The 25,490-nt window shown below is 68.0% G+C and carries 25 protein-coding genes; 13 read left to right on the plus strand and 12 right to left on the minus strand.

Features of this window, described 5'->3' with window-relative positions:
• Window positions 1–12: 12 nt before the first annotated feature.
• Window positions 13–993 (plus strand): helix-turn-helix domain-containing protein, encoded by a 981-nt coding sequence (locus tag P9A17_RS11875; RefSeq protein ID WP_278038845.1) that lies wholly within the window; start codon window positions 13–15, stop codon window positions 991–993.
• Between the two features lie 5 nt (window positions 994–998).
• Here the strand turns inward: P9A17_RS11875 and P9A17_RS11880 are convergent, their stop codons facing one another.
• Together P9A17_RS11880 and P9A17_RS11885 are read right to left on the minus strand one after the other, a co-directional pair.
• Window positions 999–3,596, minus strand: coding sequence for a LuxR family transcriptional regulator (locus P9A17_RS11880; RefSeq protein ID WP_278038846.1), 2,598 nt, complete (start codon window positions 3,594–3,596; stop codon window positions 999–1,001).
• 83 nt (window positions 3,597–3,679) lie between these two features.
• Window positions 3,680–4,579: an A/G-specific adenine glycosylase gene (locus P9A17_RS11885; RefSeq protein ID WP_278038847.1), complete on the minus strand. Its 900-nt coding sequence runs from the start codon at window positions 4,577–4,579 to the stop codon at window positions 3,680–3,682.
• Between P9A17_RS11885 and P9A17_RS11890 the strand changes: the two genes are divergently transcribed.
• The gene (locus P9A17_RS11890; RefSeq protein ID WP_278038848.1) at window positions 4,578–5,198 is read left to right on the plus strand and encodes a carbonic anhydrase; all 621 of its coding nucleotides are present in this window, start codon (window positions 4,578–4,580) and stop codon (window positions 5,196–5,198) included. The genes P9A17_RS11885 and P9A17_RS11890 overlap by 2 nt on opposite strands.
• 56 nt (window positions 5,199–5,254) lie before the next feature.
• Window positions 5,255–6,016 (plus strand): hypothetical protein, encoded by a 762-nt coding sequence (locus tag P9A17_RS11895; RefSeq protein ID WP_278038849.1) that lies wholly within the window; start codon window positions 5,255–5,257, stop codon window positions 6,014–6,016.
• Here P9A17_RS11895 and disA read toward each other — a convergent pair.
• The 3 genes from disA to P9A17_RS11910 are packed head-to-tail and all read right to left on the minus strand — an operon-like array spanning window position 6,013 to window position 9,153.
• Window positions 6,013–7,086, minus strand: a complete 1,074-nt coding sequence (gene disA / locus P9A17_RS11900; protein ID WP_278038850.1) for a DNA integrity scanning diadenylate cyclase DisA — start codon at window positions 7,084–7,086, stop codon at window positions 6,013–6,015. The genes P9A17_RS11895 and disA overlap by 4 nt on opposite strands.
• A gap of 58 nt (window positions 7,087–7,144) precedes the next feature.
• Window positions 7,145–8,542 carry a DNA repair protein RadA gene (radA, locus tag P9A17_RS11905; protein ID WP_278038851.1) on the minus strand — a complete coding sequence of 466 codons (1,398 nt, stop codon included), beginning with the start codon at window positions 8,540–8,542 and terminating at the stop codon, window positions 7,145–7,147.
• A gap of 56 nt (window positions 8,543–8,598) precedes the next feature.
• Window positions 8,599–9,153, minus strand: coding sequence for a hypothetical protein (locus P9A17_RS11910; protein WP_278039823.1), 555 nt, complete (start codon window positions 9,151–9,153; stop codon window positions 8,599–8,601).
• A 332-nt stretch (window positions 9,154–9,485) separates the two neighbouring features.
• Here P9A17_RS11910 and carD point away from each other — a divergent pair, with 332 nt between their 5' ends.
• The 4 genes from carD to rlmB are packed head-to-tail and all read left to right on the plus strand — an operon-like array spanning window position 9,486 to window position 12,848.
• Window positions 9,486–9,974, plus strand: a complete 489-nt coding sequence (carD, locus tag P9A17_RS11915; RefSeq protein WP_278038852.1) for an RNA polymerase-binding transcription factor CarD — start codon at window positions 9,486–9,488, stop codon at window positions 9,972–9,974.
• Between the two features lie 8 nt (window positions 9,975–9,982).
• Window positions 9,983–10,477 carry a 2-C-methyl-D-erythritol 2,4-cyclodiphosphate synthase gene (gene ispF / locus P9A17_RS11920; protein ID WP_278038853.1) on the plus strand — a complete coding sequence of 165 codons (495 nt, stop codon included), beginning with the start codon at window positions 9,983–9,985 and terminating at the stop codon, window positions 10,475–10,477.
• 11 nt (window positions 10,478–10,488) lie between these two features.
• A complete protein-coding gene (gene cysS, locus P9A17_RS11925; protein ID WP_278038854.1) occupies window positions 10,489–11,904 on the plus strand; it encodes a cysteine--tRNA ligase in 1,416 nt (471 codons plus the stop codon).
• Window positions 11,904–12,848 carry a 23S rRNA (guanosine(2251)-2'-O)-methyltransferase RlmB gene (gene rlmB / locus P9A17_RS11930; RefSeq protein ID WP_278038855.1) on the plus strand — a complete coding sequence of 315 codons (945 nt, stop codon included), beginning with the start codon at window positions 11,904–11,906 and terminating at the stop codon, window positions 12,846–12,848. The genes cysS and rlmB overlap by 1 nt, the downstream gene beginning before the upstream one ends.
• A 6-nt stretch (window positions 12,849–12,854) precedes the next feature.
• On the opposite strand, the gene P9A17_RS11935 is transcribed toward rlmB, so the two are convergent.
• Together P9A17_RS11935 and P9A17_RS11940 are read right to left on the minus strand one after the other, a co-directional pair.
• Window positions 12,855–14,093 carry an ArsB/NhaD family transporter gene (locus P9A17_RS11935; RefSeq protein ID WP_278038856.1) on the minus strand — a complete coding sequence of 413 codons (1,239 nt, stop codon included), beginning with the start codon at window positions 14,091–14,093 and terminating at the stop codon, window positions 12,855–12,857.
• Window positions 14,084–14,998 carry an MBL fold metallo-hydrolase gene (locus tag P9A17_RS11940; RefSeq protein ID WP_278038857.1) on the minus strand — a complete coding sequence of 305 codons (915 nt, stop codon included), beginning with the start codon at window positions 14,996–14,998 and terminating at the stop codon, window positions 14,084–14,086. Before P9A17_RS11940 ends, P9A17_RS11935 begins: the two co-directional genes overlap by 10 nt.
• A gap of 90 nt (window positions 14,999–15,088) precedes the next feature.
• Here P9A17_RS11940 and P9A17_RS11945 point away from each other — a divergent pair, with 90 nt between their 5' ends.
• Window positions 15,089–15,352 carry a type B 50S ribosomal protein L31 gene (locus P9A17_RS11945; RefSeq protein WP_278038858.1) on the plus strand — a complete coding sequence of 88 codons (264 nt, stop codon included), beginning with the start codon at window positions 15,089–15,091 and terminating at the stop codon, window positions 15,350–15,352.
• Here the strand turns inward: P9A17_RS11945 and P9A17_RS11950 are convergent.
• Together P9A17_RS11950 and P9A17_RS11955 are read right to left on the minus strand one after the other, a co-directional pair.
• On the minus strand, window positions 15,346–16,059 hold the full coding sequence (locus P9A17_RS11950; protein ID WP_278038859.1) for a TIGR03943 family protein: 714 nt from the start codon (window positions 16,057–16,059) through the stop codon (window positions 15,346–15,348). The two genes, P9A17_RS11945 and P9A17_RS11950, sit on opposite strands and share 7 nt — an antisense overlap.
• On the minus strand, window positions 16,056–17,054 hold the full coding sequence (locus P9A17_RS11955) for a permease (protein WP_278038860.1): 999 nt from the start codon (window positions 17,052–17,054) through the stop codon (window positions 16,056–16,058). The genes P9A17_RS11950 and P9A17_RS11955 overlap by 4 nt, the downstream gene beginning before the upstream one ends.
• Before the next feature lie 60 nt (window positions 17,055–17,114).
• Here P9A17_RS11955 and P9A17_RS11960 point away from each other — a divergent pair, with 60 nt between their 5' ends.
• Window positions 17,115–17,399, plus strand: a complete 285-nt coding sequence (locus P9A17_RS11960) for a DUF1490 family protein (protein ID WP_278038861.1) — start codon at window positions 17,115–17,117, stop codon at window positions 17,397–17,399.
• A gap of 5 nt (window positions 17,400–17,404) precedes the next feature.
• The gene (locus tag P9A17_RS11965) at window positions 17,405–19,570 is read left to right on the plus strand and encodes a cation-translocating P-type ATPase (protein WP_278039824.1); all 2,166 of its coding nucleotides are present in this window, start codon (window positions 17,405–17,407) and stop codon (window positions 19,568–19,570) included.
• Here the strand turns inward: P9A17_RS11965 and P9A17_RS11970 are convergent.
• Entirely contained in the window at window positions 19,562–20,764 is a 1,203-nt protein-coding gene (locus P9A17_RS11970) for an MFS transporter (RefSeq protein WP_278038862.1), read from the minus strand. The two genes, P9A17_RS11965 and P9A17_RS11970, sit on opposite strands and share 9 nt — an antisense overlap.
• 101 nt (window positions 20,765–20,865) lie before the next feature.
• On the opposite strand from P9A17_RS11970, the gene P9A17_RS11975 reads away from it, so the two are divergent.
• The gene (locus P9A17_RS11975; protein ID WP_278038863.1) at window positions 20,866–21,201 is read left to right on the plus strand and encodes a helix-turn-helix transcriptional regulator; all 336 of its coding nucleotides are present in this window, start codon (window positions 20,866–20,868) and stop codon (window positions 21,199–21,201) included.
• Here P9A17_RS11975 and P9A17_RS11980 read toward each other — a convergent pair.
• On the minus strand, window positions 21,194–21,952 hold the full coding sequence (locus P9A17_RS11980; protein ID WP_278038864.1) for a 5-oxoprolinase subunit PxpA: 759 nt from the start codon (window positions 21,950–21,952) through the stop codon (window positions 21,194–21,196). The two genes, P9A17_RS11975 and P9A17_RS11980, sit on opposite strands and share 8 nt — an antisense overlap.
• 5 nt (window positions 21,953–21,957) lie before the next feature.
• Window positions 21,958–22,563 (minus strand): zinc ABC transporter ATP-binding protein AztA, encoded by a 606-nt coding sequence (gene aztA, locus P9A17_RS11985; RefSeq protein ID WP_278038865.1) that lies wholly within the window; start codon window positions 22,561–22,563, stop codon window positions 21,958–21,960.
• A 41-nt stretch (window positions 22,564–22,604) separates the two neighbouring features.
• Here aztA and aztB point away from each other — a divergent pair, with 41 nt between their 5' ends.
• A complete protein-coding gene (gene aztB, locus P9A17_RS11990; protein WP_278038866.1) occupies window positions 22,605–24,590 on the plus strand; it encodes a zinc ABC transporter permease AztB in 1,986 nt (661 codons plus the stop codon).
• Window positions 24,590–25,489, plus strand: a complete 900-nt coding sequence (gene aztC, locus P9A17_RS11995) for a zinc ABC transporter substrate-binding protein AztC (protein ID WP_278039825.1) — start codon at window positions 24,590–24,592, stop codon at window positions 25,487–25,489. Before aztB ends, aztC begins: the two co-directional genes overlap by 1 nt.
• Window position 25,490: the final 1 nt, after the last annotated feature.

Here is a 25,490-nt window from a genome sequence, read left to right on the forward strand (position 1 = left end):
TAAGATGCTGCCATGGCCTTGAAAACGGTGTCCGTGCTCGTGCTCGACGGGCTCGCGGTGTTCGAGTTCGGAGTCATCTGCGAGGTCTTCGGCATCGACCGCTCGGCCGACGGCGTCCCCAACTTCGAGTTCAAGGTGTGCGGGCCCGAACCGGGCCGGCCGCTGCGTACGTCCGTCGGCGCGACGATCGTGCCCGACCACGGGCTCGACGACCTGATCGGCGCCGACCTCGTCGCTATCCCGGCGATCGCCAGCCAGGAGGGCACCTACATGCCCCAAGCGCTCGACGCCATCCGGCGGGCCGCGGAAACCGGATCGATCATCCTGACGGTGTGCTCGGGGGCGTTCGTCGCCGGTGCCGCAGGCCTGCTCGACGGCAGACCGTGCACCACGCACTGGATGCATGCCGACGCGCTGGCCGAGATGTATCCGACGGCGCAGGTGGATCGCAACGTGCTGTTCGTCGACGACGGCAACCTGATCACCAGCGCGGGCACCGCGGCGGGTATCGACGCCTGCCTGCATCTGGTGCGCCGGGAACTCGGCAGCGAGGTCACCAACAAGATCGCCCGCCGCATGGTGGTGCCCCCGCAACGCGACGGAGGACAGCGGCAGTACATCGACCAGCCGATTCCGGTGAAGTGTTCGGAGCGGTTCGCGCCGCACCTGGACTGGATCCTGGCGAACCTGGACAAGCCCCACACCGTCACGACGCTGGCACGCCGCGCACACATGTCCGGCCGCACCTTTGCGCGGCGTTTCGTCGAGGAGACTGGCCGCACCCCGATGCAGTGGGTGACGGATCAGCGGGTGCTCTACGCGCGCCGCATGCTCGAGGAGTCGACGATGGACATCGACCGGATCGCCGAGCAGTCCGGGTTCGGAACGGCGACCCTGCTGCGCCATCACTTCCGCCGCATCATCGGCGTGACGCCATCGGACTACCGCAGGCGCTTCAACTCCGCCGATCCGGAGGTCTCGGTCATCGCCTGATCGAACTACCCGAGATTGGAGTCTCCGCGCAGTAGCCGGCTCAGTTGGCTACGGTCCTCCAGCCCCAATTTGGTGAAGATCCGGTACAGATGGCCGTCGATCGTGCGAACCGATACGCCGAGGCGTTCGGCCACCTGACGATTCGTCAGCCCTCCGCCGACGAGCGTGGCGATCTCACGCTCACGGTCGGTGATCGGCAACGCGCTTCCGACAGCATCGGTGGCGGGCGTGCGGATGCCGCCCTGGCTGGCCAGCCAGTGCGCGCGGAGGGAAGATTCGAGCTCCTTGACGCGCGCGCCCCGGCGCGCATGTTCCCGCGCGGCGTGCGCCGCGGCGTCGACAGCCATCGCCAGCGTGCCGAGCGCCTGGAACCTCTCGGCGACGTCATCGAGTGCGTCGCCGTTGCGGTCGGCGAGTGCACGCGCATGTAGTGACATGGCTTCCGGCAGTGGATAGTTCACAGTCCGTGCCAGCTGGCTCAACCGGGGTGCCTGGCTGCGGTCACCAAGCCGGACGGCGGTGTGGAGGGCGCCCATCTCCACTGCGGACATGCCGTGCATGCGGGCGATCCTGGCCGCCCGCGACGCGTGCTCGCGCGCAGTGGTCGTCTCACCGTTGGCCGCATCGACCCAGCAGCGCGCGAGCACGAGCTCTGGTTCGAAAACCGCCACCTGCGGCCCGTGCATCTGCTCGGCTTTGCGTAGGGCGCGGTCCGCAGCTGTCGCGTCGCCGCGGCCGCCTTCGGCCTGCGCCAGCCACGCGGCGGCGAGCATGACCCAGCCTGCGGGAAGGGATCCCGACATCGTCCACAGTGCCTTTTCCAGGTGTCTGCACGCGGCGTTGAGGCTGCCGCGGGTGAGCTCGACGCGTCCGAGCAGAGCGCTGACGATCGCCTCGGCCTGGGGGACGCCCGAGGTCGTAGCCGCATATCGCCGGCACACCTGATCTGCCGCGGCGAGGTCTGCGCTGGCGGTGTGTGCGAGCACCTCGGCCAGCCCGAGTGCGTAGCGTTGCGGCCCGGATTCGGAGAGTTGCGCTGCCCGGGAACCGATGTCGACGATCTCGGCGATGCCGTCGAAATGCCCGGACAGCGCGAGCGAGCCCGCAGTGGCCATCGCCGCCCATGCCGCGGCCGACGGCGAGGGGCTGTCTTTCAGCGCCGCGAGGCCGACCGCGGTGGCGGTGGCGACCTCGCCGTCGAAATAGGCGAACGACGCCTGCATTGCGGCAACCGTGGTCAGATTCGTCCCGCGCGCGACACGTTTCGAGATCAGCGCCAGCACTTCACGTGCCGCCTCACCGTGCCCGCAGCCGAAGTAGAGGTTCGCCGCCCGCAGGCACCCCCACATCAAGGTTTCTTCGGCGTCGGTGCCGTCGGGGTCGAAACCTGCCAGGAGCGCTTCGGCTTCGGCCCCGCGGCCCTGCCAGCTGAGTGCATCCGCGAGGGCGATTGCCGCGCGCAGTTCCCCGCCGTGGTCGAGGGCAAAGCGCGCGAGTTCCTCGCCGAGTACCAGGTCGGCCATTTTCACCGCGTTCTGGGCTGCATCGAGTACGAGTGCGACGTCGGGAGGCGCATCGCTGCGGACGATGAACTGTGCCAGCGCGATCGTGGTCCGGACATCCTCTCGTGGTCTGTGCGAGAAGCTTTGTGCCAGTCGGGTATTGATTTCGCGGATGCGTGCGGAACCGCAGTTCTTCCTGACCACCTCACCGATGATCGGGTGTCCGACCTGCACCAGCGTCTTGGCGCCCTCCCTGACCAGTTGTAGCCCGCCGCTGCGCTCGGCCGCGCTGATGTCGGTCTCGCTGCACAGCTCGTGCAGGACAGTCCAGTCCAAAACCTCTGCTGTCGAGACGATTTCGATGACATCGCGCACCGGTGGTGCCAGCGATGCCAGGCGCGCCTCGACGATCTCGCTGACGTCGTTGCCGATGGGCAGCTGCGCTCCGAGGCGCCACCGTCCGTCGCGTGCGGCCAGGGTGCCGTCGGCGAGAGCGTCGGTGACCAGTCCCCGCAACAGAAGTGGGCTGCCCGCTGACAGCCGGTAGAACTCGTCCACCGCGGATTCATCGACGTTGTCACCGGTGACGTGGCTCAACACCTCGCCTGTCTGAATTTTCGTGAACGCGCCGATGTCGAGGCGCTGCAACAGGTTTTCCTTCCACAGCGCGCTCACAGCATCGGATACTGGCACGTCCGACCGTGCGGTGACGATCAACCGCTGCGGACCGTCCATGGCGAGCTGCTGAATTAGCAGCGCCGACAACGAATCCAGGTATTGCGCGTCGTCGACGACGAGGACCGTGTGTTGCGCCGCAATCAGTTCCCGATACGCGACGGCGAGCATCACCGCGGGTTCGTGGGCTGTGTCGAGCCGAACCACATTGTTGAACGCTGCCAGCGGAACCGAACGTCCGGTCTGGGTGCCGAGGACGGAGCGCTTTGTCCAGCCTTCGGATTCGAGCGCGTCGGCCAGGAACCGGGCCAGCGTGGTCTTTCCCACGCCCGCTTCACCGCGCAGCACGACGCCCTTGCCTGCGTGCAGTGCCGTCAGCGCTGCCGACACTTCATCGGACCGCGCGACGAACGGCCAATGTGGCATGACCGACCCCCGGGTGTGCCATTGATCAATGGCTGTTCCAGATGGTACGCCCGCGTCAATTTATTGGCGCATGGTTTTCGCGCTCACTCGCCCTCGCCGCACAGTGCGAAGCGGCCGTCGGCGGTCTGTTCCACGAGTCCGTCCACAAGCAGCGAACCCAGGGCACGGTCGCGCTGCGCGGTGTCGGTCGTCCAGGCCAGGTCCAGTTCGGCCCGCGTGACAGGGGCATCGTTGCCGCGCAGCACGTCGAGCAGTCGCCCGCGAACCTGGCGGTCGGTGCCCGCGTACCGTTGCGCCTTCTTGGCGGGCCCGGGACCCGCCGGGAATCCCAGTGCGCGCCATTGGCAATGCCTCAGCGGGCACAGACCGCACCGAGGGGCTCGTGCTGTGCACACCGTCGCACCGAGCTCCATCAGCGCCACCGAGAACTGCGGCGCCGTCTCGTCGTGCGGGAGCAGCGCCTCGACGTCGCCGAGGTCTCGTGACGACGGGGAGCCGGCGTCGTGGCGGCCGTGCACGACGCGAGCGACCACCCGGCGCACGTTGGTGTCGACCACCGGAACCCGCTGCCGGTAGGCGAAGCACGCGACGGCCCGCGCCGTGTAGGTGCCGATGCCCGGCAGCGTCAACAGTGTCTCGACGTCATCGGGCACGACGTCGCCGTACCGGGTGGCGATCGTCACCGCGCATTCGTGCAAACGCTTCGCCCGGCGCGGGTAGCCGAGTTTGCCCCAGGCCCGCAGAACGTCGGCGGCGCTTGCGGCCGCCGTCTCCGACGGGGTGGGCCAGCGCGCGATCCAATCCAGCCAGATCGGCTCGACCCGGGCGACAGGTGTCTGCTGCAACATGAATTCGCTGACCAGAATCTGCCAGGCTGAGACGCCCGGCCGCCGCCACGGCAGATCGCGTTGCTCGCGGTCGTACCAACCGATCAACTCGTTCGGATCGATCAACGAGACCGGCTCGGGCACAATGACGGCCATGCCTAACACGAACCCGTTGACCGCTTGGAAAGCACTCAAGGAGGGTAACGACCGCTTCGTCTCGGGGAAGGTCGAGCACCCCGATCAAAGTGCCGAGCACCGCGCCAGCCTCGCGGCGGCGCAGAAGCCGACCGCGATCGTGTTCGGTTGCTCCGACAGCCGCGTCGCCGCCGAGATCATCTTCGATCAGGGTCTCGGTGACATGTTCGTCATCCGCACAGCGGGCCATGTGATCGACGGCGCCGTCCTCGGCTCCATCGAGTACGCCGTCACCGTCCTCAACGTGCCTCTGATCGTCGTGCTGGGCCACGACAGCTGTGGTGCCGTCGGCGCGACGCTGGCGGCGATCGACACCGGTGACGTGCCCGGCGGATACGTCCGCGACGTGGTCGAGCGGGTGACGCCGTCGATCCTCGTCGGCCGCCGCGACGGCCTTGCGCGTGTCGACGAATTCGAGGCCAGGCACGTCATCGAGACCGGCAAACAGCTGCTGGAGCGTTCGACCGCCGTCGCCAACGCGGTCGAGTCGGGCAGGGTGGCGATCGTCGGCCTGACCTACCACCTGGCGGACGGCCAGGTGGTGTTGCGCGACCATATCGGTGACATCGGCGAAAGCTAGGCGACACGCCGAGCAACCTCGGACAGGGCGGGATGACGTGCCCTTACCGTGATGTTGTGCTGGATCTGGAACCGCATGGGCCTCTGCCCAGGCAAATTTATTGGCGACGCAGGGCGCTGGCGATCGGTCTTGCCGCGTTGGTCATCGGCATTGTGGTCGCCGTGATCACGGTGGTCGTGCTGAACACCAGCAGCACCGAGCAGCCGACCGCGAACGAGTCGACGGCTGCGACGGGAGAAGCCGCCCCGCCGACGCCGCTGCCAGGGGAGAACCCCGAGGTCAAGTCCCCGATCCAGCCCCCGGCCCAGCAGGCGCCACCGCCAACGCCGACCCCGACGGCTGCGGTGGCGCCGCCGCCGATCCTCAAAGAGGGCGACGACTGCCCCGACTCGACGCTGGCGGTCAAGGGCATCACGAACCAGCCGCAGTTCATCGTCGGTGACCAGCCGAAGTTCACGATGGTCGTCACCAACATCGGTCTCGTCGCCTGCCAGCGCGACGTCGGTGCTGCGGTGCTGGCCGCCTACGTGTACACGCTGGAGAACAATCGCCTGTGGTCGAACCTCGATTGCGCGCCGTCCAACGAGACGCTGATCAAGACGTTCCAGCCCGGCGAGCAGGTCACCACCGAGGTGACGTGGACCGGGATGGGTTCTGCGCCGAACTGCCCGCTGCCGCGGCAGCCGATCGGGCCCGGCATGTACAACCTGGTCGTCCAGCTCGGAAACCTCAGGTCTGCCCCGGTGCCATTCATCCTGGCCGAGGCGGCGCCGCCGCCGAACCCGCAGCCAGGGCCGGCACCAGCTCCCGTCGGTTAAGCCAGCCGGTCGGCGATGGTCGACTCGGCCAGCTGGGAGAGCCCTTCCCTGATGTGGCGCGCCCACATGGAGCCGATGCCCTCGACGGACTGAAGGTCGCTGGCGCTCGCGGCGAGCAGCCCCTGCAGTGAGCCGAAGTTCCGCACCAGCAGGTCGACGTGGGCGAATTGCAGCCGCGGAATGCCCGACATCGCTCGGTAGCCGCGTGAGCTCATTGCGGAGTCCTGCGCTTCTGCCGTCGACGGGTATCCGAAAACCCTTGCCAGCGTGGTGAAGTCGAGCAGCTCATTGTCGGAGAGCCCGTCGAGTTCTTCGAGTGTCGCCGTCACCTGCGCCGACAGCGGAGGGTCGGGGTTTGCGTGATAGTCGCGCACGATCAGCTCGCGGTCGGTCTCGTTGTCGCCGACGAGCTCGTCGAGCTGGAGCTTGAGCTGGCGCCCGTCGGTGCCGAGTTCGACGACGTCCGAGTCGATCTCCAGGCTGATGCGTCGCACCATCTCCAACCGCTGGACAACCGTCATGACGTCGCGCAGCGTCACGAAGTCCTCGATCTCGGCGGCCGACAGCTGTCTGCTGACCTCGTCGAGACGCGTCTTGTAGCGCTCCAGGGTGTCGATGGTCTGGTTGGCGCGCGACAGGATCGTCGCCGAGTCGGGAATGACGTGGCGCTCTCCGGCCACGTAGACAGTCACGATGCTCATCGAGTGGCTGACGGAGATCACCGGGTAGCCGGTCTGGATCGCCGTGCGCTCGGCGGAGCGGTGCCTGGTGCCGGATTCTTCGGTCGGTATGGACGGGTCGGGGACGAGCTGGACGTTGGCGCGCAGGATTCGGCTGCCGTCGCTGGAGAGCACGACCGCGCCGTCCATCTTGGACAGTTCGCGCAGCCGGGTCGGCGCGTAGCGGACGTCCAGCGAGAAGCCGCCGTCGCAGATCGTTTCGACGCTGTCGTCGTAGCCGATGAGGATCAACGCCCCGGTGCGGCCGCGCAGGATGCGTTCGAGTCCGTCGCGCAGCGGCGTCCCGGGTGCGAGCCGCGAGATGGTCTCCCTCAGGGTCGGCCGCGTCATCGGCACGACGGTGCGCGAGGTTCTGCCCGTCGACGATTTCACGGCCACCCCTCATCCCTCAATGTCGCTGGCTCGCGCCATTCTGGCTGATCTGCCTCAGTACCTGCAATGCCGAGCCGATGTTGTCGGCGGGCAGGACCCTCAGCCCGCGCGGCGGGGACGACACGCCGGCGGGCACCACGGCATGGGTGAATCCCAACCGAGCGGCCTCGGAGAGCCGCTTGTCCATGCCGGTGACGCGTCGCAGGTCGCCGGCCAGGCCGACTTCACCGATGGCGATCGCGGTCGTGGGCAGTGCCAGATCGGTGAACGCGGAGGCGATCGCGAGCGCGACGGCGAGGTCCGACGACGAGTCCGTCAGCCGCATGCCGCCGACCGTGGATAGATAGATGTCGTTCGAGCCGACCGGCAGCCTGGCCCGCTTCTCCAGCACCGCGGTGATCATCGCAGCGCGGGAGGAGTCGATGCCGCTGACGGCGCGGCGTGGGCTTCCGTTCGCGGGTGAACCGATCAGCGCCTGCACCTCGCCGATCATCGGGCGCTTACCGTCGAGCGTGACGGTCACCGCGGTCCCCGACACGGCCTTAGGGCGCTGGTCGAGAAAGAGTCCCGACGGGTCGGAAACGCACTCGATTCCGTTGTCGTGCAACAGGAAACAACCAACCTCGTCGGCGGCGCCGAAGCGGTTCTTGATGCCACGCACCATGCGAAGCGAGGACGCGCGATCGCCTTCGAAGTGCAGCACGACGTCGACGAGATGCTCCAGCGACCGCGGGCCCGCGATCGCGCCGTCCTTGGTGACGTGCCCGACGAGCAGCATCGCGACGCCGGTCGTCTTGGCCGTCATCGTCAACGCGGTGGTCACCGCGCGGACCTGGGTGACCCCACCGGTGACGCCGTCGGCCTCGGTCGTCGACATCGTCTGCACCGAATCGACGACCACGAGGCTGGGCCGTACCGCGTCGATGTGGCCCAAAGCGGTCTGCAGATCGGATTCGGCGGCCAGGTACACCTCGTCGTGGGTGCACCCGGTGCGCTCGGCGCGCAGCCGGATCTGGCCCGCGGACTCCTCACCGGACAGGTACAGCGCCCGCCGCCCGGTCGACGCCCAGCGGTGGGCGACCTCGAGCAGCAGCGTGGATTTCCCGACACCTGGATCGCCGGCCAGCAGCGTCACCGATCCCGGGACCACCCCGCCGCCGAGCACGCGATCCAACTCGCTGATCCCGGTGTGGAAGTGGCGCGTGGTGCCCGGGTCGATCGAACTGATCGGCACGGCAGGCGAGGCAGGCGCGACGGGGCGGCGCGTCGCCGACCCGCCTACCGCGGCGAGTGCGACTTCATTGACCGTTCCCCAGGTGCCGCATTCCGGACATCGGCCGACCCATTTGGGCGTGACGTGATGGCACTCGGAGCAACGATATTGCGAACGTACTTTCGAATTTGTCCGGGCCACGCGCTGACGGTAACCGGGAGCACCGACAGAACCGCGGTGCTCAGCGACCGTGTCGCCTAGTGACCGCCGGAGTGCCCGCCCGAGGACTCCGAGCCTGCCTCGACGGCCTCCTCGCGGCGCGGTGTCTCACCGGCCGAGATCGGCACCGCCACGGTGGTCTCACCGGCCTTCTCGAAGGTGAAGGTGAAGTCGTAGGTGAGACCGTTGGAGATCGGCTTGGTCAGCGCGATCGTCGCGTCGACAGCGTCGGCAGCCTCCACGGCCTCCAGCGCGGTCACCTGTCCGTCGGGAGAGCCGACGACGAGCGAGCCGTTGACGGGAACCTCGGCGTCGCCGCTGAGGGTGACCGTGCCCACGTCGGACGTGATCGAGACGAGCTTGTCGGGGACGTCGGCGGAATTGTTCGCCGCGACGAAGATCAGCTCGGCTTCGGATCCCGGTTCGACGTAGTCGGTGGTCTGCGACGCGCGGATGTGGACGTTGCGCAGCGCGATGTTGCCGGCTTTGCCGCTGGTGCCGTTGACGGCGGGCTCCTGGGTCGCCGACTGCGAGACCTGCCCTGCGCTACAGCCGCTCAGCACGAGAGACACGGCCAGTCCGCAAGTCGCCATGGCCGCGACGGCCCAACGGCGCGGTTTGTTGGGGTTCACTGGGGCCTCCTGCTCGGCCGACGGGGCGACGTGGCACGCCGGGTCCAGGTGGTCCCGGCGGTTCGACTATGCAGAGTAGTAGGTCATGAAAGCGCGCGGTAGCGGAGGGCGCGAGCGGCCCAGAAACGCTCACGAAACGCTCCGAGAACGCCCCGAAAAAGCCGCCCGCGATGCACGGATTGGCTGGCGTGTCAACCCCTAGTGTTCACTGACTGTGCCCCTGACCTGCACCGTTGACCCGCCCCCCGTAGCGGCCCGTGTTAACATTGAGGTGTGAAAGGGGCTCGAAACTGATGATTTTTAAGGTCGGAGACACCGTCGTATATCCACACCACGGCGCTGCGTTGATCGAGGCGATCGAAACCCGGACCATCAAGGGCGAGCAGAAGGAGTACCTCGTCCTCAAAGTCTCGCAGGGCGATCTCACCGTTCGTGTTCCCGCAGACAACGCCGAGTACGTGGGTGTGCGAGATGTCGTCGGACAAGAGGGCCTGGACAAGGTCTTCCAGGTGCTGCGCGCCCCCCATACCGAGGAGCCGACCAACTGGTCGCGTCGGTACAAGGCCAATCTGGAGAAGCTGGCCTCCGGTGACGTGAACAAGGTCGCCGAGGTCGTTCGCGACCTGTGGCGTCGTGATCAGGAACGCGGCCTGTCCGCGGGCGAGAAGCGGATGCTGGCCAAGGCGCGCCAGATTCTGGTGGGCGAGCTCGCGCTTGCCGAGAACACCGATGACGAGAAGGCGTCGACCATTCTCGACGAGGTTCTGGCCGCCGCCTCCTGAGGGCGGACATGACCTTCCGCGTCGGTCTCGGGACCGACGTTCATCCCATCGAAGCCGGTCGTCCGTGCTGGTTGTTGTGCCTGTTGTTCGACGACGGGGACGGCTGTGCCGGCCATTCGGACGGAGACGTTGCCGCCCACGCCCTCTGCGATGCGTTGCTGTCAGCAGCGGGCATGGGTGACATCGGCGAGGTCTTCGGAACCGGTCTGCCGCAATGGCGAGGCGTCAGTGGTGCGGACATGCTCCGCCACGTTCACTCCATGCTGAAGGCGCAGGGTCTGCACGTCGGCAACGCCGTCGTCCAGGTCATCGGGAATCGCCCGAAGATCGGTCCGCGACGCGCCGAGGCCCAGAAGCTGCTGTCGGAGCTTCTCGACGCCCCGGTGTCGGTGTCGGCGACGACGACGGACGGCCTCGGCCTGACCGGGCGGGGAGAGGGGCTGGCGGCTATCGCGACGGCCCTCGTCGTTGGCGATGACGGTAAAGCTCTAAACGGCCGGTAAGCTGGCCCGTCGTGACCGAACGCCCCGCAGCTGTCATGCGGCTCTATGACACTTTGTCTGGCGGTGTGCGCGATTTCGCGCCACTGCGGCCCGGTCACGTCTCCATCTACCTGTGCGGTGCGACGGTGCAAGGGCTGCCCCACATCGGGCATGTCCGCAGCGGGGTCGCGTTCGATGTGCTGCGCCGGTGGCTGACCGCCAAAGGATTCGACGTCGCGTTCATCCGCAACGTCACCGACATCGACGACAAGATCCTCAACAAGGCTGCGGACGCGGGCAGGCCGTGGTGGGAGTGGGCCGCCACCTACGAGCGCGCCTTCACATCCGCCTATGACGCCCTGGGCGTGCTGCCGCCGTCGGCGGAGCCACGGGCGACCGGGCACATTACCCAGATGGTCGAGTTGATCGACCGGCTGATCGAGCGCGGTCACGCCTACGAGGGTGACGGCGACGTCTACTTCAACGTGTCGACGCTGCCGGACTACGGGAAACTGTCTGGCCACCGGGTCGACGACGTCCATCAGGGCGAGGGCGTGGCCACAGGTAAGCGCGACCAGCGCGACTTCACGCTGTGGAAGGGCGCCAAGCCCGGTGAGCCGTCGTGGCCGACGCCGTGGGGGCGTGGCCGTCCGGGTTGGCACACCGAGTGCGTCGCGATGTGCGAGGAGTACCTCGGTCCCGAGTTCGACATCCACGCGGGCGGGATGGATTTGGTGTTCCCGCATCACGAGAACGAGATCGCCCAGGCCGAAGCCGCGGGCGACGGTTTCGCCAAGTTCTGGTTGCACAACGGCTGGGTCACCATGGGTGGCGAGAAGATGAGCAAGTCGCTGGGCAATGTTCTGTCGATTCCTGCTGTGCTGCAGCGAGTTCGGGCTGCCGAGCTGCGCTATTACCTGGGCAGCGCGCACTATCGGTCCATGCTCGAGTTCTCCGAGAACGCGCTGCAGGACGCGGCGAAGGCGTACAGCGGGATCGAGGACTTCCTGCATCGGGTGCGCAACCGGGTCGGAGCAGTGGTCCCGGGTGAGTGGACGCCGAAGTTCGGTGCGGCCCTCGACGACGATCTCGCGGTTCCGATCGCGCTGGCCGAGGTGCATGCCGCCCGCGCGGAGGGGAACCGGGCGCTCGACGCCGGCGATCACGACGCCGCTCTGACGCATGCGATGTCGATCCGGGCGATGATGGGCATTCTCGGCGCCGATCCGCTCGATGAGCGGTGGGAGTCGCGCGATGAGACCTCGGCGGCGTTGAACGCCGTCGATGTGCTGGTGCGTGCCGAGGTGCAACGCCGCGGGGAGGCCAGGGCGCAACGTGATTGGGCCGAAGCCGACGCGATTCGCGACCGCCTGAAAGAGGCGGGTATCGAGGTGACCGACACCGCCGACGGTCCCCAATGGTCACTGTTGGACGGGACGGACAAGTAATGGCGGGCAATTCACAGCGCCGCGGCGCGATTCGCAAAGCGGGGACGAAGAAGGGTCCGACGGTCGGTTCCGGCGGGCAGCGGCGCCGCGGCCTTGAGGGCAAGGGTGCGACGCCTGCCGCGAAGGACCGGCCCCATCATCCGGCGGGCAAGCGGGCCGCCAAAGCGGCGAGGTCTGCCCAGGGCAGGCACAAGAAGACCGACGACACCGAAATCGTGCTGGGGCGTAATCCGGTCGTCGAATGCCTGCGCGCCGGTGTGCCCGCGACGGCTCTGTACGTCGCACTCGGCGCCGACAACGACGAGCGCCTCACCGAGTCCGTGCAGATGGCGGCTGACCGGGGGATCTCGATCCTCGAGGTGCAGCGTCACGACCTGGACCGGATCGCCGCCAACGGCATGCATCAGGGCGTCGCGCTGCAGGTGCCGCCGTACGAGTACGCGCATCCCGACGATCTGCTGCGCGAGGCGAAATCCGATGCGGCGCCGGCACTTCTGGTCGCGCTGGACAATATTTCCGACCCCCGCAACCTCGGTGCGATCGTCCGGTCGGTGTCCGCGTTCGGTGGGCACGGGGTCGTGCTTCCGCAGCGCAGGTCGGCGTCCGTGACGGCGGTCGCGTGGCGCACGAGTGCAGGCGCGGCTGCGCGCACACCGGTGGCACGTGCGACGAACCTGACGCGCACACTGAAGCAGTTCGCCGATGCCGGCCTGCTGGTGGTCGGTCTGGATGCCGGTGGTGACACGACGATCGACGAACTGCCGGCCGACGGCCCGATCGTGGTGGTGGTCGGGTCCGAGGGCAAGGGCCTGTCGCGGCTGGTCCGGGAGACCTGTGACCACATCGTCTCGATCCCGATGGCTGGGCCGACCGAGTCGTTGAACGCGTCTGTCGCCGCGGGCGTGGTGCTGGCCGAGATCGCCCGGCAGCGACGCGCGAGCTAGTCGGGGCTAGAGCCCGAACAGCTGGATCCAGGCCCACAGGCCGAGTACTGCCGCGACCAGAACCGCCGGTGCCGTCAACAGCCCGACGCGACTGAACTCGGCGAATCCGGCTTTGAGATCGCGGCGGACCACGCTGCGCCACAACAGATTCGCCAGGGATCCGGTGTAGGTCAGGTTGGGCCCGACGTTGACACCGATCAGCACCGCGAGTACCGCGGCCGGGCCGGCGGGCGCCACGATCGGCAACAGAACGAGCACCGCGGGCAGGTTGTTGACGACGTTGCACAGGACCGCCGCCACCGCTGCGATACCGAGCAGCGCGAGCAGGCCCTGGCCGTCGGGGATGACACGGTGCATCAGGGTTTCGAGGCCGTTGTTCATCACGGCGACGACCACGACACCCAGGCACAGCACGAAGGCGAGGAACGGAACATCCAGTGCGGTCACGATCTTCGTGACCGTGGTCTGGCGCCTCGCGAGCGCGCGGATCCCCAGGGCGAGCGCACCGGCGAGCGCGGCCCAGGCGGGGGAGAAGCCGAGCAGCGACGTGACGGCGAATCCCGCCAGGGTCAGGGCGACGACAACCAGCGCGAACACCGGCACCTCGAGCGGTCCGGTCGGTGCCGTGTGGGGAGCGACGCTCAGGTCTTTGGCGAAAATCCAACGCAGCAGCAGGAATTCGACGAGGATCGCGGCCACCCAGGGCAGTGACATCGCTGCGGTGAAATGGAGGAACGTCAGGCCCGCCGCGCCGAAGGCGAGCAGGTTGGTCAGGTTGGACACCGGCAGCAGCAGTGAGGCGCTGTTGGCCAGATGCGCTGTCGCATAGGCGTGTGGAGGGGCGGGAACGGCCAGTGCGCGTGCGGTCGCGAGGACGACGGGTGTCAGCAGGACGACGGTGGCGTCCAGGCTCAGGATCGCGGTGACAGCCGCCGATATCGCGAATACCGAAGTGAGAAGGCGATTCTGGCTGCCCGAGGTGGCTCTGGCCATCAGTGTGCCCGCAGCGTGGAAGAGTCCGAGGTCGTCACACAGGCGGGCGAGGACCAGTATTGCGGCCAGGAACCCGACTACCGGGGCCAGTCGTCCGACTTCGGTCACGGCGTCGTCCCAGGAGACGGCGCCGGCCCCGATCAGTAGGCCTGCCGCAGGGACGGCGACGACGGCCTCGGGCCAGCGGTGTGGGCGGAACAGGGCGAAACCGAGGACCGCGACGAGCGCGACGATCGAGAGCGTCAGTTCCATGGGTCCGCCGGCTGCCACAGCGTGGGCAGATGCAATGCGACACCGTCCTCGGCGGCGAGGCGGGTCAGCGCACGCATCGACACGTCGAGATCGTCACCGGCAAACGGCAACGCGCGCAACGGTTTGTCGAGCGGGCGGAAGAAGTCGTCCCAGTGGATGAGTACGACCCGGCGGGCCCCGACGGTGTGGACCGTCTCTACCCAGTACTCGACCAGGTAGTCCTCCGGCTGCAGGCCCAGCTGTCCGACACCGAGGTAGACGACGTCGGCGCCGTGATCGGCCAGCGCGCCGGGAACGAAGCCCGCGCTGCCGACGATCAGCAGCCGCCGCCCGGTGGGACGGTGGTGCACGAGTGTCGACCAGGCCTCGCCGCACCGGTACGCCGACGCCCGCGCGCGTGGCCCGACGGGCGCGGTGATCGCGCCAGGGAAGCGGTCCGGAGGGCAGTGATCGCCTTCGACGAGGGTGATGTCGAAATTGCCGGCGGTGACGGCCTCACCCGGGGTAGCGACGTGGATCCGGTCGAGTCCGCGGCCGCGGCCGATGTTGGCCGCCGAGGTGCCTCCGATCAGCGTGGCGCCCGTGATGTTGGCTACTTCGGCGGAATCCATGGCGTGGTCGAAATGTGTGTGCACCGGGGTGACGGCGTCCAGGCGTCGGACGGCAAGCCGGGTCAGCGCCGCGTCGATGCGGGGACGCGAGGGTGTGAGAGGGCGAGCGGCGACGGTGAGAAGGCTCGGTCGGGAGAAGAACCCGTCGGTCATCACCGCCGACGTGCCGTCGTCGACGAGCAGTGTCGTGACGCCGGCCCAGGACACGGTCAGGGGCGCCCGCGACTCGGCCCGCGGCAGGTCGAAGTAGGCCGTGTAGGCGCCGAGATCGGGCCGGCCGGGCTTGAGTCGCATGACGCCACCCTAAGGCTCGGCGGGTCGGTCCCTACCCGTGTATCTTGATAATGAAAATCATTGCCAAGTAGGTGCGTGCAAAGGATTCGAATGAAGCCAGGGATTCACCCCGACTACCATCCGGTGGTCTTCCAGGACGCCAACACCGGGAAACAGTTCCTCACCCGGTCCACGATGACGAGCACGCGGACCATCGCCTGGGAAACCCCGGACGGCGTCTGCGAATACCCGCTCGTCGTCGTCGAGGTCACGTCCGATTCGCACCCGTTCTGGACCGGCAGTCGTCGCATCGTCGACGCGGCCGGGCAGGTCGAGAAGTTCCGGCGCCGCTACGGAGGGCGTAACGGTCAGTAGCTGTAGGTGTTCTCGGGTTGCTCGATCTGCTGGACGAGGGACACGTCGATGCGCGGAATCGTGTTTCGGGATGAATCACTCTGCCCTGCAGGTACTTTGCCTTCGACTCGCACCCACGACCCGTCGGGAAGAGTCGACGCCTGCTCAGCGGCGGGTCCGCTGAGGGCGATTCGGGCCAACTGCGCATCGGCCGCACAACACAGGATGACGATTCTGCCGAGATCCGTGCGGTCCCCGTCTTTCATGGTGAACCCGGTCAGAGAGACGAGCCGGTTGTCGAGCGTGCCCGCCGAATCCTGGGCGTTGCGGATCAGAAGATCCGGCAGCGCCAGTTCGGGTGCGTACTCGTCGGGCAGCGGCGGAAAGGGGCGGCGCAACGTGTCGGTCGAGACGTCGGCGACGGACGGGCGCGCGGTCTGCGGCCCGATAGCGGGCGGCACCACGAAGGCGAGCAGAGCGACCGGGATGATCAACAACCAGATGACCCCGGTGCGGTGTCCGTGGTCGTCGTGAGTGTCGGTGCCGGGCCCGCGCCGGACGTCGCGGATGATCGAGGTCACCGCCAGGATGACCAGCAGCGCGGCGGATGCCAGCAGCCACGGTTCCAGCGACGGTTTGACGTAGCGGGTGTAGGCGCCGCTGACCGTGATGATGCCGGCGCTCACACCGACGAGCAGCAGCAGCGCGTTCTCCGTCTCGCGGCTCATCGGTTCCCCAGTACGAGAAGACCGACGCATGTCGCGGTGACGACAGCGACGACGAATGTCACCGGGGCGAAGCGGATTGCGAAGGCGCGCCCGAACATTCCGGCCTGCATCGCGAACAACTTGATGTCGATCGCCGGGCCCACGACGAGGAACACCAGCCGGGGAAGCAGAGGCAGCATCGACAGGCTGGCCGCGACGAACGCGTCGGCCTCCGAACACAGGGCCAGGATGACTGCCAGCAATGCCATCACGACGATGCCGAGCAGGATCTGGCTGGCGAGGTGCTCGAACACCCAGTCCGGGACGAGGACGTGCAGGGCCGCCGCAGCCGCGGCACCGATGACCAGATACGACGAGGCCTGCAGGAAGTCGTGGCGGGCAGCCTCAGAGAAGACGGCCCAGCGCGTGTCACCCTCGGCGTGGGCGTGCGGCATCTGGCGGGTGATCCACTTCGGTTGCCCGAACCGTGCCCACAGCGCACCCATGATCAGTGCCGTAAGCAGAGAGGCGGCGCACCTGGCAGCCACCATGCCCGGTTCGCCGGGAAACGCCACCGCGGTGGCGACCAGCACCACCGGGTTGATGGCGGGAGCGGCGAGCATGAACGTCAGCGCCGCGGCGCCCACGGTGCCTTCGCCGAACAGTCGGCGCGCGATGGGTACGGAGCCGCATTCGCATCCCGGCAGTGCGGCGCCGCCCACGCCGGCGGCCAGGATCGCCGCCGCCGGACGGCGGGGGAGCCAGCGGGCCAACCGGTCCGGCGTCACGAAGGTGGCAACAGCGCCGCTGATGATCACGCCGAGTGCGAGAAAAGGCAAGGCCTGCACGAAGATTCCGCAGAACACCGTCGCGGCGGTCGCGATGTCCGGAGTATCTGCGACGAAGGAGCGCAGCGACGTTCCGGCGACGGCAAGCGCGAGCACCGCGATGACGAGCACGGGCATCGACCCGATGCGCCGATTCATCGACTGGGTCTGCGCGGCCACGGCGGTCATTGTGCCATCTGGATTTATCGAGTTACCGGATACGTGAGAGCAGAGAGCTAAGGTGAAGTGATGGTTCTGGGAGCATTTCTGGCGAAAGCGGCCTCGACGGTCGTTACCGGCGCGGTGGGTGTGGCCGCCTACCAAGGTGTCAAGAAAGCCTACGAGAAAGCCCCGATCCGTGAGGCGTCGGTGACCGCGACGGCGTGGGCGCTGCGCGGTGTGCGCAAGGCAGAAGAGGGCGCCGAGTCGGCACGCCTGCAGGTGGCCGACGTGGTCGCCGAGGCAAGGGAGCGTATCGGCGAGGAAAGCCCGCCGCCCGCGGTGGCCGACGGTACGCACGACCACGATCACTGACTGTGGTGGCTCTGACCGTCAGGTCTGATGCCGCGGGCCGGATGCGCTTGCACGCGCCGTGGTTTCGCAACGACGCGGCACGTGCCGTCGCGATCGAGGATTCCGTCGAGCAGATTCCGGGCGTGCGTGCCGTGCACGCGTATCCACGCACCGCGTCGGTGGTGATCTGGTACTCGCCGAAGCGGTGTCATCGCGGCGCCGTCCTCGCGGCAGTCGAGTCGGCGGTCGATATCGCCGACGACCTGATTCCCGTGCGGGCGCCGCACTCGGCGGACGTCACCAACGCCGACGTGCTGCGGATGGCCGTCGGCGGAACCGCGCTGGTTCTGCTCGGTGTCCGCCGGTATGTGTTCGCGCGTCCTCCGCTGCTGGGTCCGACCAGCCGCCTCGCCGCCACGGGCGTCACGATCTTCACCGGTTATCCGTTCCTGCGGGGTGCGCTGCGCACGCTGCGTGGCGGTCGTTCGGCGGGCACCGACGTACTGGTCAGCGCCGCGACGATCGCGAGCCTCGTGTTGCGCGAGAACGTGGTTGCGTTGACGGTTCTGTGGCTGCTGAACATCGGCGAATACCTGCAGGACCTGACCTTGCGGCGGACGCGCCGGGCCATCGCCAATCTCCTCCAGGGCAACCAGGACACCGCGTGGGTGCGGCTCGCGGACGGCACCGAGGTGGAGGTGGCGACCGACGAACTGAGGATCGGTGACGAGGTCGTCGTCCACGATCAGGTCGCGCTCCCGGTCGACGGCGTGGTCGTCGACGGCGAGGCCATCGTGGACCAGTCGGCGATCACCGGCGAGAACCTGCCCGTCGCCGTCACCGCTGACGCTCGCGTATTCGCGGGATCCGTGGTCGTCCGCGGCAGGCTGGTGGTTCGTGCCGAGGCGGTCGGCCGCGACACCACGATCGGCCGGATCATCTCGCGGGTCGAGGAGGCGCAGGAGCACCGCGCCCCGATTCAGACGGTCGGCGAAGGCTTCTCGCGCAGGTTCGTACCGGCGTCGTTCCTGCTGTCGCTGGCGACGTTGGTGGTCACGCGCGACGTGCGTCGTGCAATGACGATGCTGCTGGTGGCGTGTCCGTGCGCGGTGGGGCTTTCGACCCCGACGGCCATCAGCGCGGCGATCGGCAACGGTGCGCGGCGGGGCATTCTGATCAAGGGCGGGTCGCACCTCGAGCAGGCGGGTCGCGTCGATGCCGTCGTGTTCGACAAGACGGGAACGTTGACGCTGGGTCGCCCGATGGTGACCAACCTCGTTGCCTTCCACAAGGATTGGGAACCCGAGCAGGTGCTGGCCTACGCGGCGAGCTCGGAGATCCACTCGCGTCACCCGCTGGCGGAGGCGGTGATCCGCTCGACTCAGGAGCGCCACATCGAGATCCCGCCGCACGAGGAGTGCGAGGTCCTCGTGGGTCTGGGGATGCGCACATGGGCCGACGGGCGGACGCTGCTTCTCGGCAGCCCGTCACTGCTGAAGCAGGAGAAGGTCCGGGTGACCAAGAAGGCCACCGACTGGGTCGACAAGTTGCGTAAGCAGTCCGAGACTCCGTTGCTGCTCGCTGTCGACGGGAAGCTGGTCGGGTTGATCAGCCTTCGCGACGAGGTGCGCCCGGAGGCGGGTGCGGTGCTGGAACGGTTGCGGGCCAACGGTGTTCGACGCATCGTGATGCTGACAGGGGATCACCCCGATGCCGCATCCGCGGTCGCAGAACAGCTGGGCATCACGGAGTGGCAGGCCGAGGTGCTTCCCGAGGACAAGCTCGACGTGGTTCGGCGGCTTCGCGATGAGGGGCACACGGTGGCGATGGTGGGCGACGGTGTCAACGACGCTCCCGCACTCGCCGAGGCCGACATCGGTATCGCGATGGGGCTGGGCGGCACCGATGTCGCCGTCGAGACCGCCGATGTCGCGCTGGCCAGTGACGACCTGCAACGTCTGCTCGACGTGCGCGATCTCGGTGGTAGAGCGGTCGACGTGATCCGGCAGAACTACGCGATGTCGATCGCTGTCAATGCGATCGGCCTGATGGTCGGGGCAGGCGGGGCGCTGTCGCCGGTGCTCGCCGCGATACTGCACAACGCGTCATCGGTTGCCGTGGTGGCCAACAGCTCTCGTCTCATCCGCTACGGGCTGACCACCCCGGACGACAATCGGTCAGCCCTACGCTGATCTCGCTGCCCGCACGCTGCGCAGCCCTGCGAGCGCCGCGCCGAGGCAGGCCACGGCGACCACGGCGGCGAACCACGGGAACACCGCGGCCAGGTCCCATTGCGTCGCAGCCCATCCGGCGACCAAGGTGGGCACGGCCATGGCCGAGTAGGCGAGCAGATAGAACGCCGACATCGTCTCGCCACGCCTGCCCGCGGGCACCACGTCGGACAGGTGCCGCAGCGAACCGCCGAAGCCGAGCCCGAAGGTCGCACCCAGAAGTGCGGCCGCGACGAACACCAACTGCCATTGGTGTGTCAGCAGCACCGGGATCGTCAGCAGCAGGGAGGCGGCCATCCCGGCATCGCCGATGATCGCCGAATACTTCGCGGGCACCCGCGTAGCGGCCAGCTGGGCCAGTGCGGCGGCGAAGGCGGTGGTGCCGACGACGGCGCCGCCGAACACCAGGTTGTCGATGTGGGTCTGCCGCGCGGCCAGGGACGGATACAGCGACAGGAGCACGCCGAGCACCGACCAGGACGCCATGGCGCCCAGCGCGGAAAACCAGAAGTCGCCGCGGATCTCGGCGGGTACCGCCGGCTTGGCGATGCGGATCGGGCCGCGGGTGCGCGCGGTGTGCGGCTCCCGGAGCGCGAGCACCCCGACGCCGACGATGAGGCAGATGACGGCGACGACGGCATACGGTGTGCGCAGCGGATGCGGTGCGTACTGTGCGAGCAGCGCCGAGCCGAGGATCGCGACGGTCATGCCGATGTTGAAGGCGACGCCGCTGAGCTGCCCGGCGCGCACACCATGATCGGGGCGTAGGTCCAGCAGGGCCGCAGCGCCTGCGACGACGATCGAGCCGACAGCGGCGCCGTGGATGGTGCGGGCGAGCAGCAGCATCGGCATGCTGTCGGCGATCAGGAACACACCGAGGCCGACGAGCAGTGCGATCAGGGCGCCGACCAGTACCGGCTTGCGCCCGACGACGTCGGAGATCTTGCCGGACACGAGGACGGCCCCCAGTGCCGCGACGGCGTACACCGCGAAGACGATCGTGGTGGCCAGTGGCGACAGGTGCCAGTTCTCTTCGTAGATGCCGTACAGCGGGGCCGGCAGCCCGGACACGCCCAGCGCGACACCGCTCAGGACCAGCAGCAGCGGGTAGGCCCACCGCTGGGTCTCACTGATCGGTCGGTCGAACGCGACCATGGCGGCGCTCCTCCGGATCGTCGGTTTGACGGACATCGAACCGAACCGAGCGTACGCTCGGTTCGACATAGATCAAACCGAGTTTTGCGAGGCTTATTCCGATGCCTGACAACGCGCTGGTCACCGACTATCCGGTGCACCCGGTCGGCCCGGTGCAGAAGGTGCTCGCGGCGATCCACGATCCGGTGCGGCTCGAGATCGTGCGCCGGCTCCACAATGCGGGGACGCCGTTGCAGTGCGGCGCGCTGTACGACGGCATCAACAAGTCGACGGCGACGCACCACTTCAAGATCCTCCGCGAGGCGGGTGTCACGGAGCGTCTCGTCATCGACGGACTGACCTATCAACAGCTGCGCCGGGATCAGGTGGACGCCGCGATCCCGGGTCTGCTCGACAGTGTGGTCGTCGGCGCGAACCGGGACGCTGTCGCTAACTGAACGGTGCCAGCGTCACGCCCTCGGCAACCAACCGTTCGCGCACCGCGGTCGCGATCTGCACTGCGCCCGGCGAATCACCGTGGACGCACACGGACTTGACGGTGATCGGGATCGTCGAGCCGTCGACGGCGTCGACGCGGCCCTTGGTGACCATCGAGATGACGCGCTCGGCGATGTCGTCAGGGTTGTGCAGCACAGCATTTCGTTCGCGACGCGAGACCAGCTGGCCGTCGGGCCGGTAGGAGCGATCGGCGAAAGCCTCCGGCACAGTGCGAAGCCCGAGTTCCTCTGCGGCGCCGAAGAACACCGACCCGGCGAGTCCGAGCACAGGCAGTGACGGGTCGACGGCGTGCACCGCTTCGGCGACGGCGTGCGCCTGCTGACGATTCGTGACGATCGAGTTGTACAGCGCGCCATGCGGTTTGACGTACGAAACGGAGGAGCCGGCAGCCGTGGCGAGCGCCGACAGCGCACCGATCTGGTACATGACGTCGGCGATCAGGTCTTCGGTGCTGGCATCGATGAAGCGCCTGCCGAACCCGGCCAGGTCGCGGTAACTCACCTGGGCGCCGATCTTGACGCCACGCTCCGCGGCCGCCCGGCACACCTTCCTCAGGGTCGCGGGGTCGCCCGCGTGGAAGCCGCAAGCGACATTGGCGGAGGTGACGATGTCCAGCATCGCGTCGTCGTCACCGAGCGTCCAGACGCCGAAGCCTTCACCGAGATCGGCGTTGAGATCGACAGAGCTCATGCTTGTCAGCGTAGTGCGCCGCGGGTGGCGTCGAGGTCGATGCGGTGATCGGCAGCCGAGATGACGGCGTGGTCGTGCGTGGCCACGACCACCGTGGTTCCCGCGTCGGCGAGCCGCCGAAGGTGGCCGGTGACGGTTGCCGTCGACGCGACGTCGAGGCCCGTCGTCGGCTCGTCGAGCAGGAGAACTCCGGCTTCCTGTACGAACGCCTGCGCCAGGAGTACCCGTTGCCGCTGGCCGCCCGACAGCTCGCCGAGCGTGCGCCGGCGGAGCTCCCGGAGCCCGAACTCGGACAGCCAGTATTCGACGGCGTCGTGATCGGCCGCCTTCGGGCGACGGAGCAGCCCGAGCCGGCGCCACCGCCCCATCATGACCGCCTCGGCGGCGGTGACAGGAAAGCTGTCGGTGACCGAACTGCGTTGCACGGCAAGCGCGACGTCCCTTGTGCCGAGGTCGATCCGGCCGGCATCGGGATGCAGCACGCCCGCGAGAAGCCCGAGCAGGGTCGACTTGCCGCAGCCGTTCGATCCGGTGACGGCCGTGATCGCGTCGGGCGCGATCGTCACCGTGAGCCCCTGGAAGACGGGCGTGGCAGGGTGGCCGAAAGACACCTTATTGAAAATGATATTCATTACTGATAGAAGTTTACGGCATGACGCACTGGCTGATCGACCCGTTCCAGGCCGACATGGTCGTGCGAGCACTGGTGGCCGGCGTCATCGCGGCCTGCCTGTGCTCACTCGTCGGCTGCTGGGTGGTGTTGCGGCGCAACGTCTTTCTCGGAGAGGCCATGACCCACGGCATGCTTCCGGGCGTCGCCGTCGCCGCCCTGCTTGGTGTCAGCTTGATGGCGGGCGGACTCGCCGCGGCACTCGTGATGGCGGTCGGGGTCGTCGCGATCGGACGGTCATCGAAGCTGTCATCGGATACCAGCATCGGGTTGCTCCTGGTCGGAATGCTGGCGCTCGGAGTCATCGTGGTGTCGAGGTCCCAGAGCTTTGCCGTCGACCTGACCGGCTTCCTGTTCGGCGACGTGTTCGCCGTCGGCGCAACCGATCTCGTAGTGCTGGGAGTGGCCTTGCTCATGTCCTTGTGTGCTGTCGTCATCGGTCACCGCGCCTTCGTCGCCGTGTCTTTCGACCCGCGCAAGGCCGCCACGTTGGGGTTGCGGCCCGCAGTCGCGGGCCCGGTGCTGACCGTGTTGATGGCGGTGGCGATGGTGGCGTCCTTCCACGTGGTGGGCACGCTGCTGGTGCTGGGCCTGCTCGTCGCGCCGCCGGCGGCGGCATTGTTGTGGGCGAAGTCGATCCCCCGAGTCATGGTGCTGTCTGCCGCGATCGGTTCCGCGGCGGTGTATCTCGGGCTGCTGATCTCCTGGTATGCCGGTACCGCCGGTGGTGCCACGATCGCCGGCGTCGCGGTCCTGATGTTCTTCACCTCCACAGCGGTGTCGTTCCTGCGCAGCCGGTGGCGCCGCGTCACGGCCGTCACGGCATCGGCCTGTATCGCGGCCGGTTGCGCGAGCCCGTCCGCGCCCGTCGCCGACGAACAACCCGCAGGTGGTCACGACGAGGTGGTCGTCGAAGGCGCGCGCGAACTCGACGGGGCGCAGACCATGCTCGTGCTCGTCGATCCCGCAACGGGCGACACGTCGGTCTACGACGCCGTCGACGAGACCGAGACACCGATCGGCTCCTACGGTGCGGTGACCGACCTCAACGGCGACGGGCGCTTCGCCTACCTGAGCACCGACCGGCAGACGATCGTCGTCGACGCCGGAGCGTGGACATTCGACCACGGGGACCATTACCACTACTTCGCCACTGCGCCCACCGAAGTGGCCACCCTCGACGCTCCCGCCGAGGCCGTCAGCGCAAGCAATTCAACCGTCGCAGTCCGAACATCCACGGGGAACGTGCAATTGGCGGACCGCGAGAAGCTGGGGCAGAAGTCGGTCTCAGTACCTGAGGGCCTGCAGGTCCCCCGCGATGCCGTCGCGGTGGTGCCCTACGGCGGCCGTCTCGTCACGGTCGCGGCGTCGGGGCGCATGCAGGTCGTCGACGACAGCGGGGCAACCGATCTCACCGGACAGTGCCCGAACCCGTCGTGGGCGATGCCGACCCGGCGTGCGGTGGTCGTCGGGTGCGATTCCGGGGCGGTCCGGGTGACCGGCGGCGACAAGGATCTCTCCGTCACTGCCGCGCCCTATCCGGCCGACGCGCCAAAGGCGCCGTCGCGGATGGACCATCGGGACCGCGCCGATGTCTTCGCCGGTTTGTCTGCCGGCACGGTCTGGGTGCTCGACAGCAGGCAGCGGTCGTGGACGCTGATCCCGGTTCCCGACGCGGTCGCTACCAACACCGCCGGGGACGGCACCGTGCTCGTCCTGCGCCGCGACGGAACGCTCAGCATGTTCGAGGTGACCTCGAAGACCGAGACCGCCCGAGTTCCGCTGTTCCCCAGTCGAATCACCGAAGACGGACCGCAACCGGTCGTCGACATCGACTCGGATCGCGCCTACGTGAACAACGCCGAGACCCGGGAGATCTACGAGATCGACTATCAGGACGGTCTGCGGGTGTCACGCACCCTGCGCACCGAAGTCTTTCCAGGGCTGATGGTCGAGGCGGGCCGGTGATCCGCGTATGGTTCGTCGCGATCCTCGCGGCCGCGCTCACGGCGTGCGGCGCCCCGCAGCAGGCCGGCGGCATCGTCGTCACGACCAACATCCTCGGCGACATTGTGCGGAACGTGGTCGGAGATGCCGCCGACGTCCGAGTCCTGATGCAGCCCAACGCCGATCCGCATTCATTCGGGGTGTCCGCACAGGACGCCGCAGCGATGAGCACTGCCGGCCTGATCGTCTACAACGGGCTCGGTCTCGAAGAGAACATCACCCGCAACGTCGAAAGTGCCTCCGAAGCAGGAGTTCCGACACTGCCCGTCGGCGATCGCATCGACCCGATCCACTACACCGACGGCGACAGCGAGGGCGCTCCCGACCCGCACTTCTGGACCGACCCGCAGCGGATGATCACCGCGGTCGACGCCATCGAGGACGCGGTCCTGGCCGAGATGGACGGCATCGACGCGGCGACGGTGTCGCAGAACGCACAGACCTACCGGACGCGCCTACGGGACCTCGACGCGGCGATGGCTGCCGGGTTCGGCGACATCCCCGTCGAGCGCCGCAAGCTCGTCACCAATCACCACGTCCTCGGTTATCTGGCGCAGCGGTTCGGGTTCACCGTGGTCGGCGCGATCGTCCCCAGCGGCACGACCCTCGCCGCGCCGAGCGCCTCGGATCTGCAGTCGCTGGTCGGTGCGATCCGAACTGCCGGTGTCCCGGCGATCTTCGTCGACTCGTCGCAGCCGGAGAAGCTCGCCCGGGTGCTGGCCCGGGACGCAGGTGTGAACGTGCAGATCGTTTCGCTCTACAGCGAATCGCTGAGCCCGCCGGGCACGCCGGCGGCGACCTATCTCGACATGATGCGCGCCAATACCGACGCCATCGTGACGGGCCTGCGACAGCCGTAGG

The sequence above is a fragment of the Mycobacterium sp. 236(2023) genome (assembly GCF_029623955.1).
Lineage (GTDB): Bacteria > Actinomycetota > Actinomycetes > Mycobacteriales > Mycobacteriaceae > Mycobacterium.

What these genes read in the sequence shown, in the direction of transcription:
- P9A17_RS11875 (WP_278038845.1), top strand. Translation starts at nt 13, where the DNA reads ATGGCCTTGAAAACGGTGTCCGTGCTCGTGCTCGACGGGCTCGCGGTG.
- P9A17_RS11880 (WP_278038846.1), bottom strand. Translation starts at nt 3,596, where the DNA reads ATGCCACATTGGCCGTTCGTCGCGCGGTCCGATGAAGTGTCGGCAGCG.
- P9A17_RS11890 (WP_278038848.1), top strand. Translation starts at nt 4,578, where the DNA reads ATGCCTAACACGAACCCGTTGACCGCTTGGAAAGCACTCAAGGAGGGT.
- P9A17_RS11885 (WP_278038847.1), bottom strand. Translation starts at nt 4,579, where the DNA reads ATGGCCGTCATTGTGCCCGAGCCGGTCTCGTTGATCGATCCGAACGAG.
- disA (WP_278038850.1), bottom strand. Translation starts at nt 7,086, where the DNA reads ATGACGCGGCCGACCCTGAGGGAGACCATCTCGCGGCTCGCACCCGGG.
- P9A17_RS11910 (WP_278039823.1), bottom strand. Translation starts at nt 9,153, where the DNA reads ATGGCGACTTGCGGACTGGCCGTGTCTCTCGTGCTGAGCGGCTGTAGC.
- carD (WP_278038852.1), top strand. Translation starts at nt 9,486, where the DNA reads ATGATTTTTAAGGTCGGAGACACCGTCGTATATCCACACCACGGCGCT.
- ispF (WP_278038853.1), top strand. Translation starts at nt 9,983, where the DNA reads ATGACCTTCCGCGTCGGTCTCGGGACCGACGTTCATCCCATCGAAGCC.
- rlmB (WP_278038855.1), top strand. Translation starts at nt 11,904, where the DNA reads ATGGCGGGCAATTCACAGCGCCGCGGCGCGATTCGCAAAGCGGGGACG.
- P9A17_RS11935 (WP_278038856.1), bottom strand. Translation starts at nt 14,093, where the DNA reads ATGGAACTGACGCTCTCGATCGTCGCGCTCGTCGCGGTCCTCGGTTTC.
- P9A17_RS11940 (WP_278038857.1), bottom strand. Translation starts at nt 14,998, where the DNA reads ATGCGACTCAAGCCCGGCCGGCCCGATCTCGGCGCCTACACGGCCTAC.
- P9A17_RS11945 (WP_278038858.1), top strand. Translation starts at nt 15,089, where the DNA reads ATGAAGCCAGGGATTCACCCCGACTACCATCCGGTGGTCTTCCAGGAC.
- P9A17_RS11950 (WP_278038859.1), bottom strand. Translation starts at nt 16,059, where the DNA reads ATGAGCCGCGAGACGGAGAACGCGCTGCTGCTGCTCGTCGGTGTGAGC.
- P9A17_RS11955 (WP_278038860.1), bottom strand. Translation starts at nt 17,054, where the DNA reads ATGACCGCCGTGGCCGCGCAGACCCAGTCGATGAATCGGCGCATCGGG.
- P9A17_RS11960 (WP_278038861.1), top strand. Translation starts at nt 17,115, where the DNA reads ATGGTTCTGGGAGCATTTCTGGCGAAAGCGGCCTCGACGGTCGTTACC.
- P9A17_RS11970 (WP_278038862.1), bottom strand. Translation starts at nt 20,764, where the DNA reads ATGGTCGCGTTCGACCGACCGATCAGTGAGACCCAGCGGTGGGCCTAC.
- P9A17_RS11975 (WP_278038863.1), top strand. Translation starts at nt 20,866, where the DNA reads ATGCCTGACAACGCGCTGGTCACCGACTATCCGGTGCACCCGGTCGGC.
- P9A17_RS11980 (WP_278038864.1), bottom strand. Translation starts at nt 21,952, where the DNA reads ATGAGCTCTGTCGATCTCAACGCCGATCTCGGTGAAGGCTTCGGCGTC.
- aztB (WP_278038866.1), top strand. Translation starts at nt 22,605, where the DNA reads ATGACGCACTGGCTGATCGACCCGTTCCAGGCCGACATGGTCGTGCGA.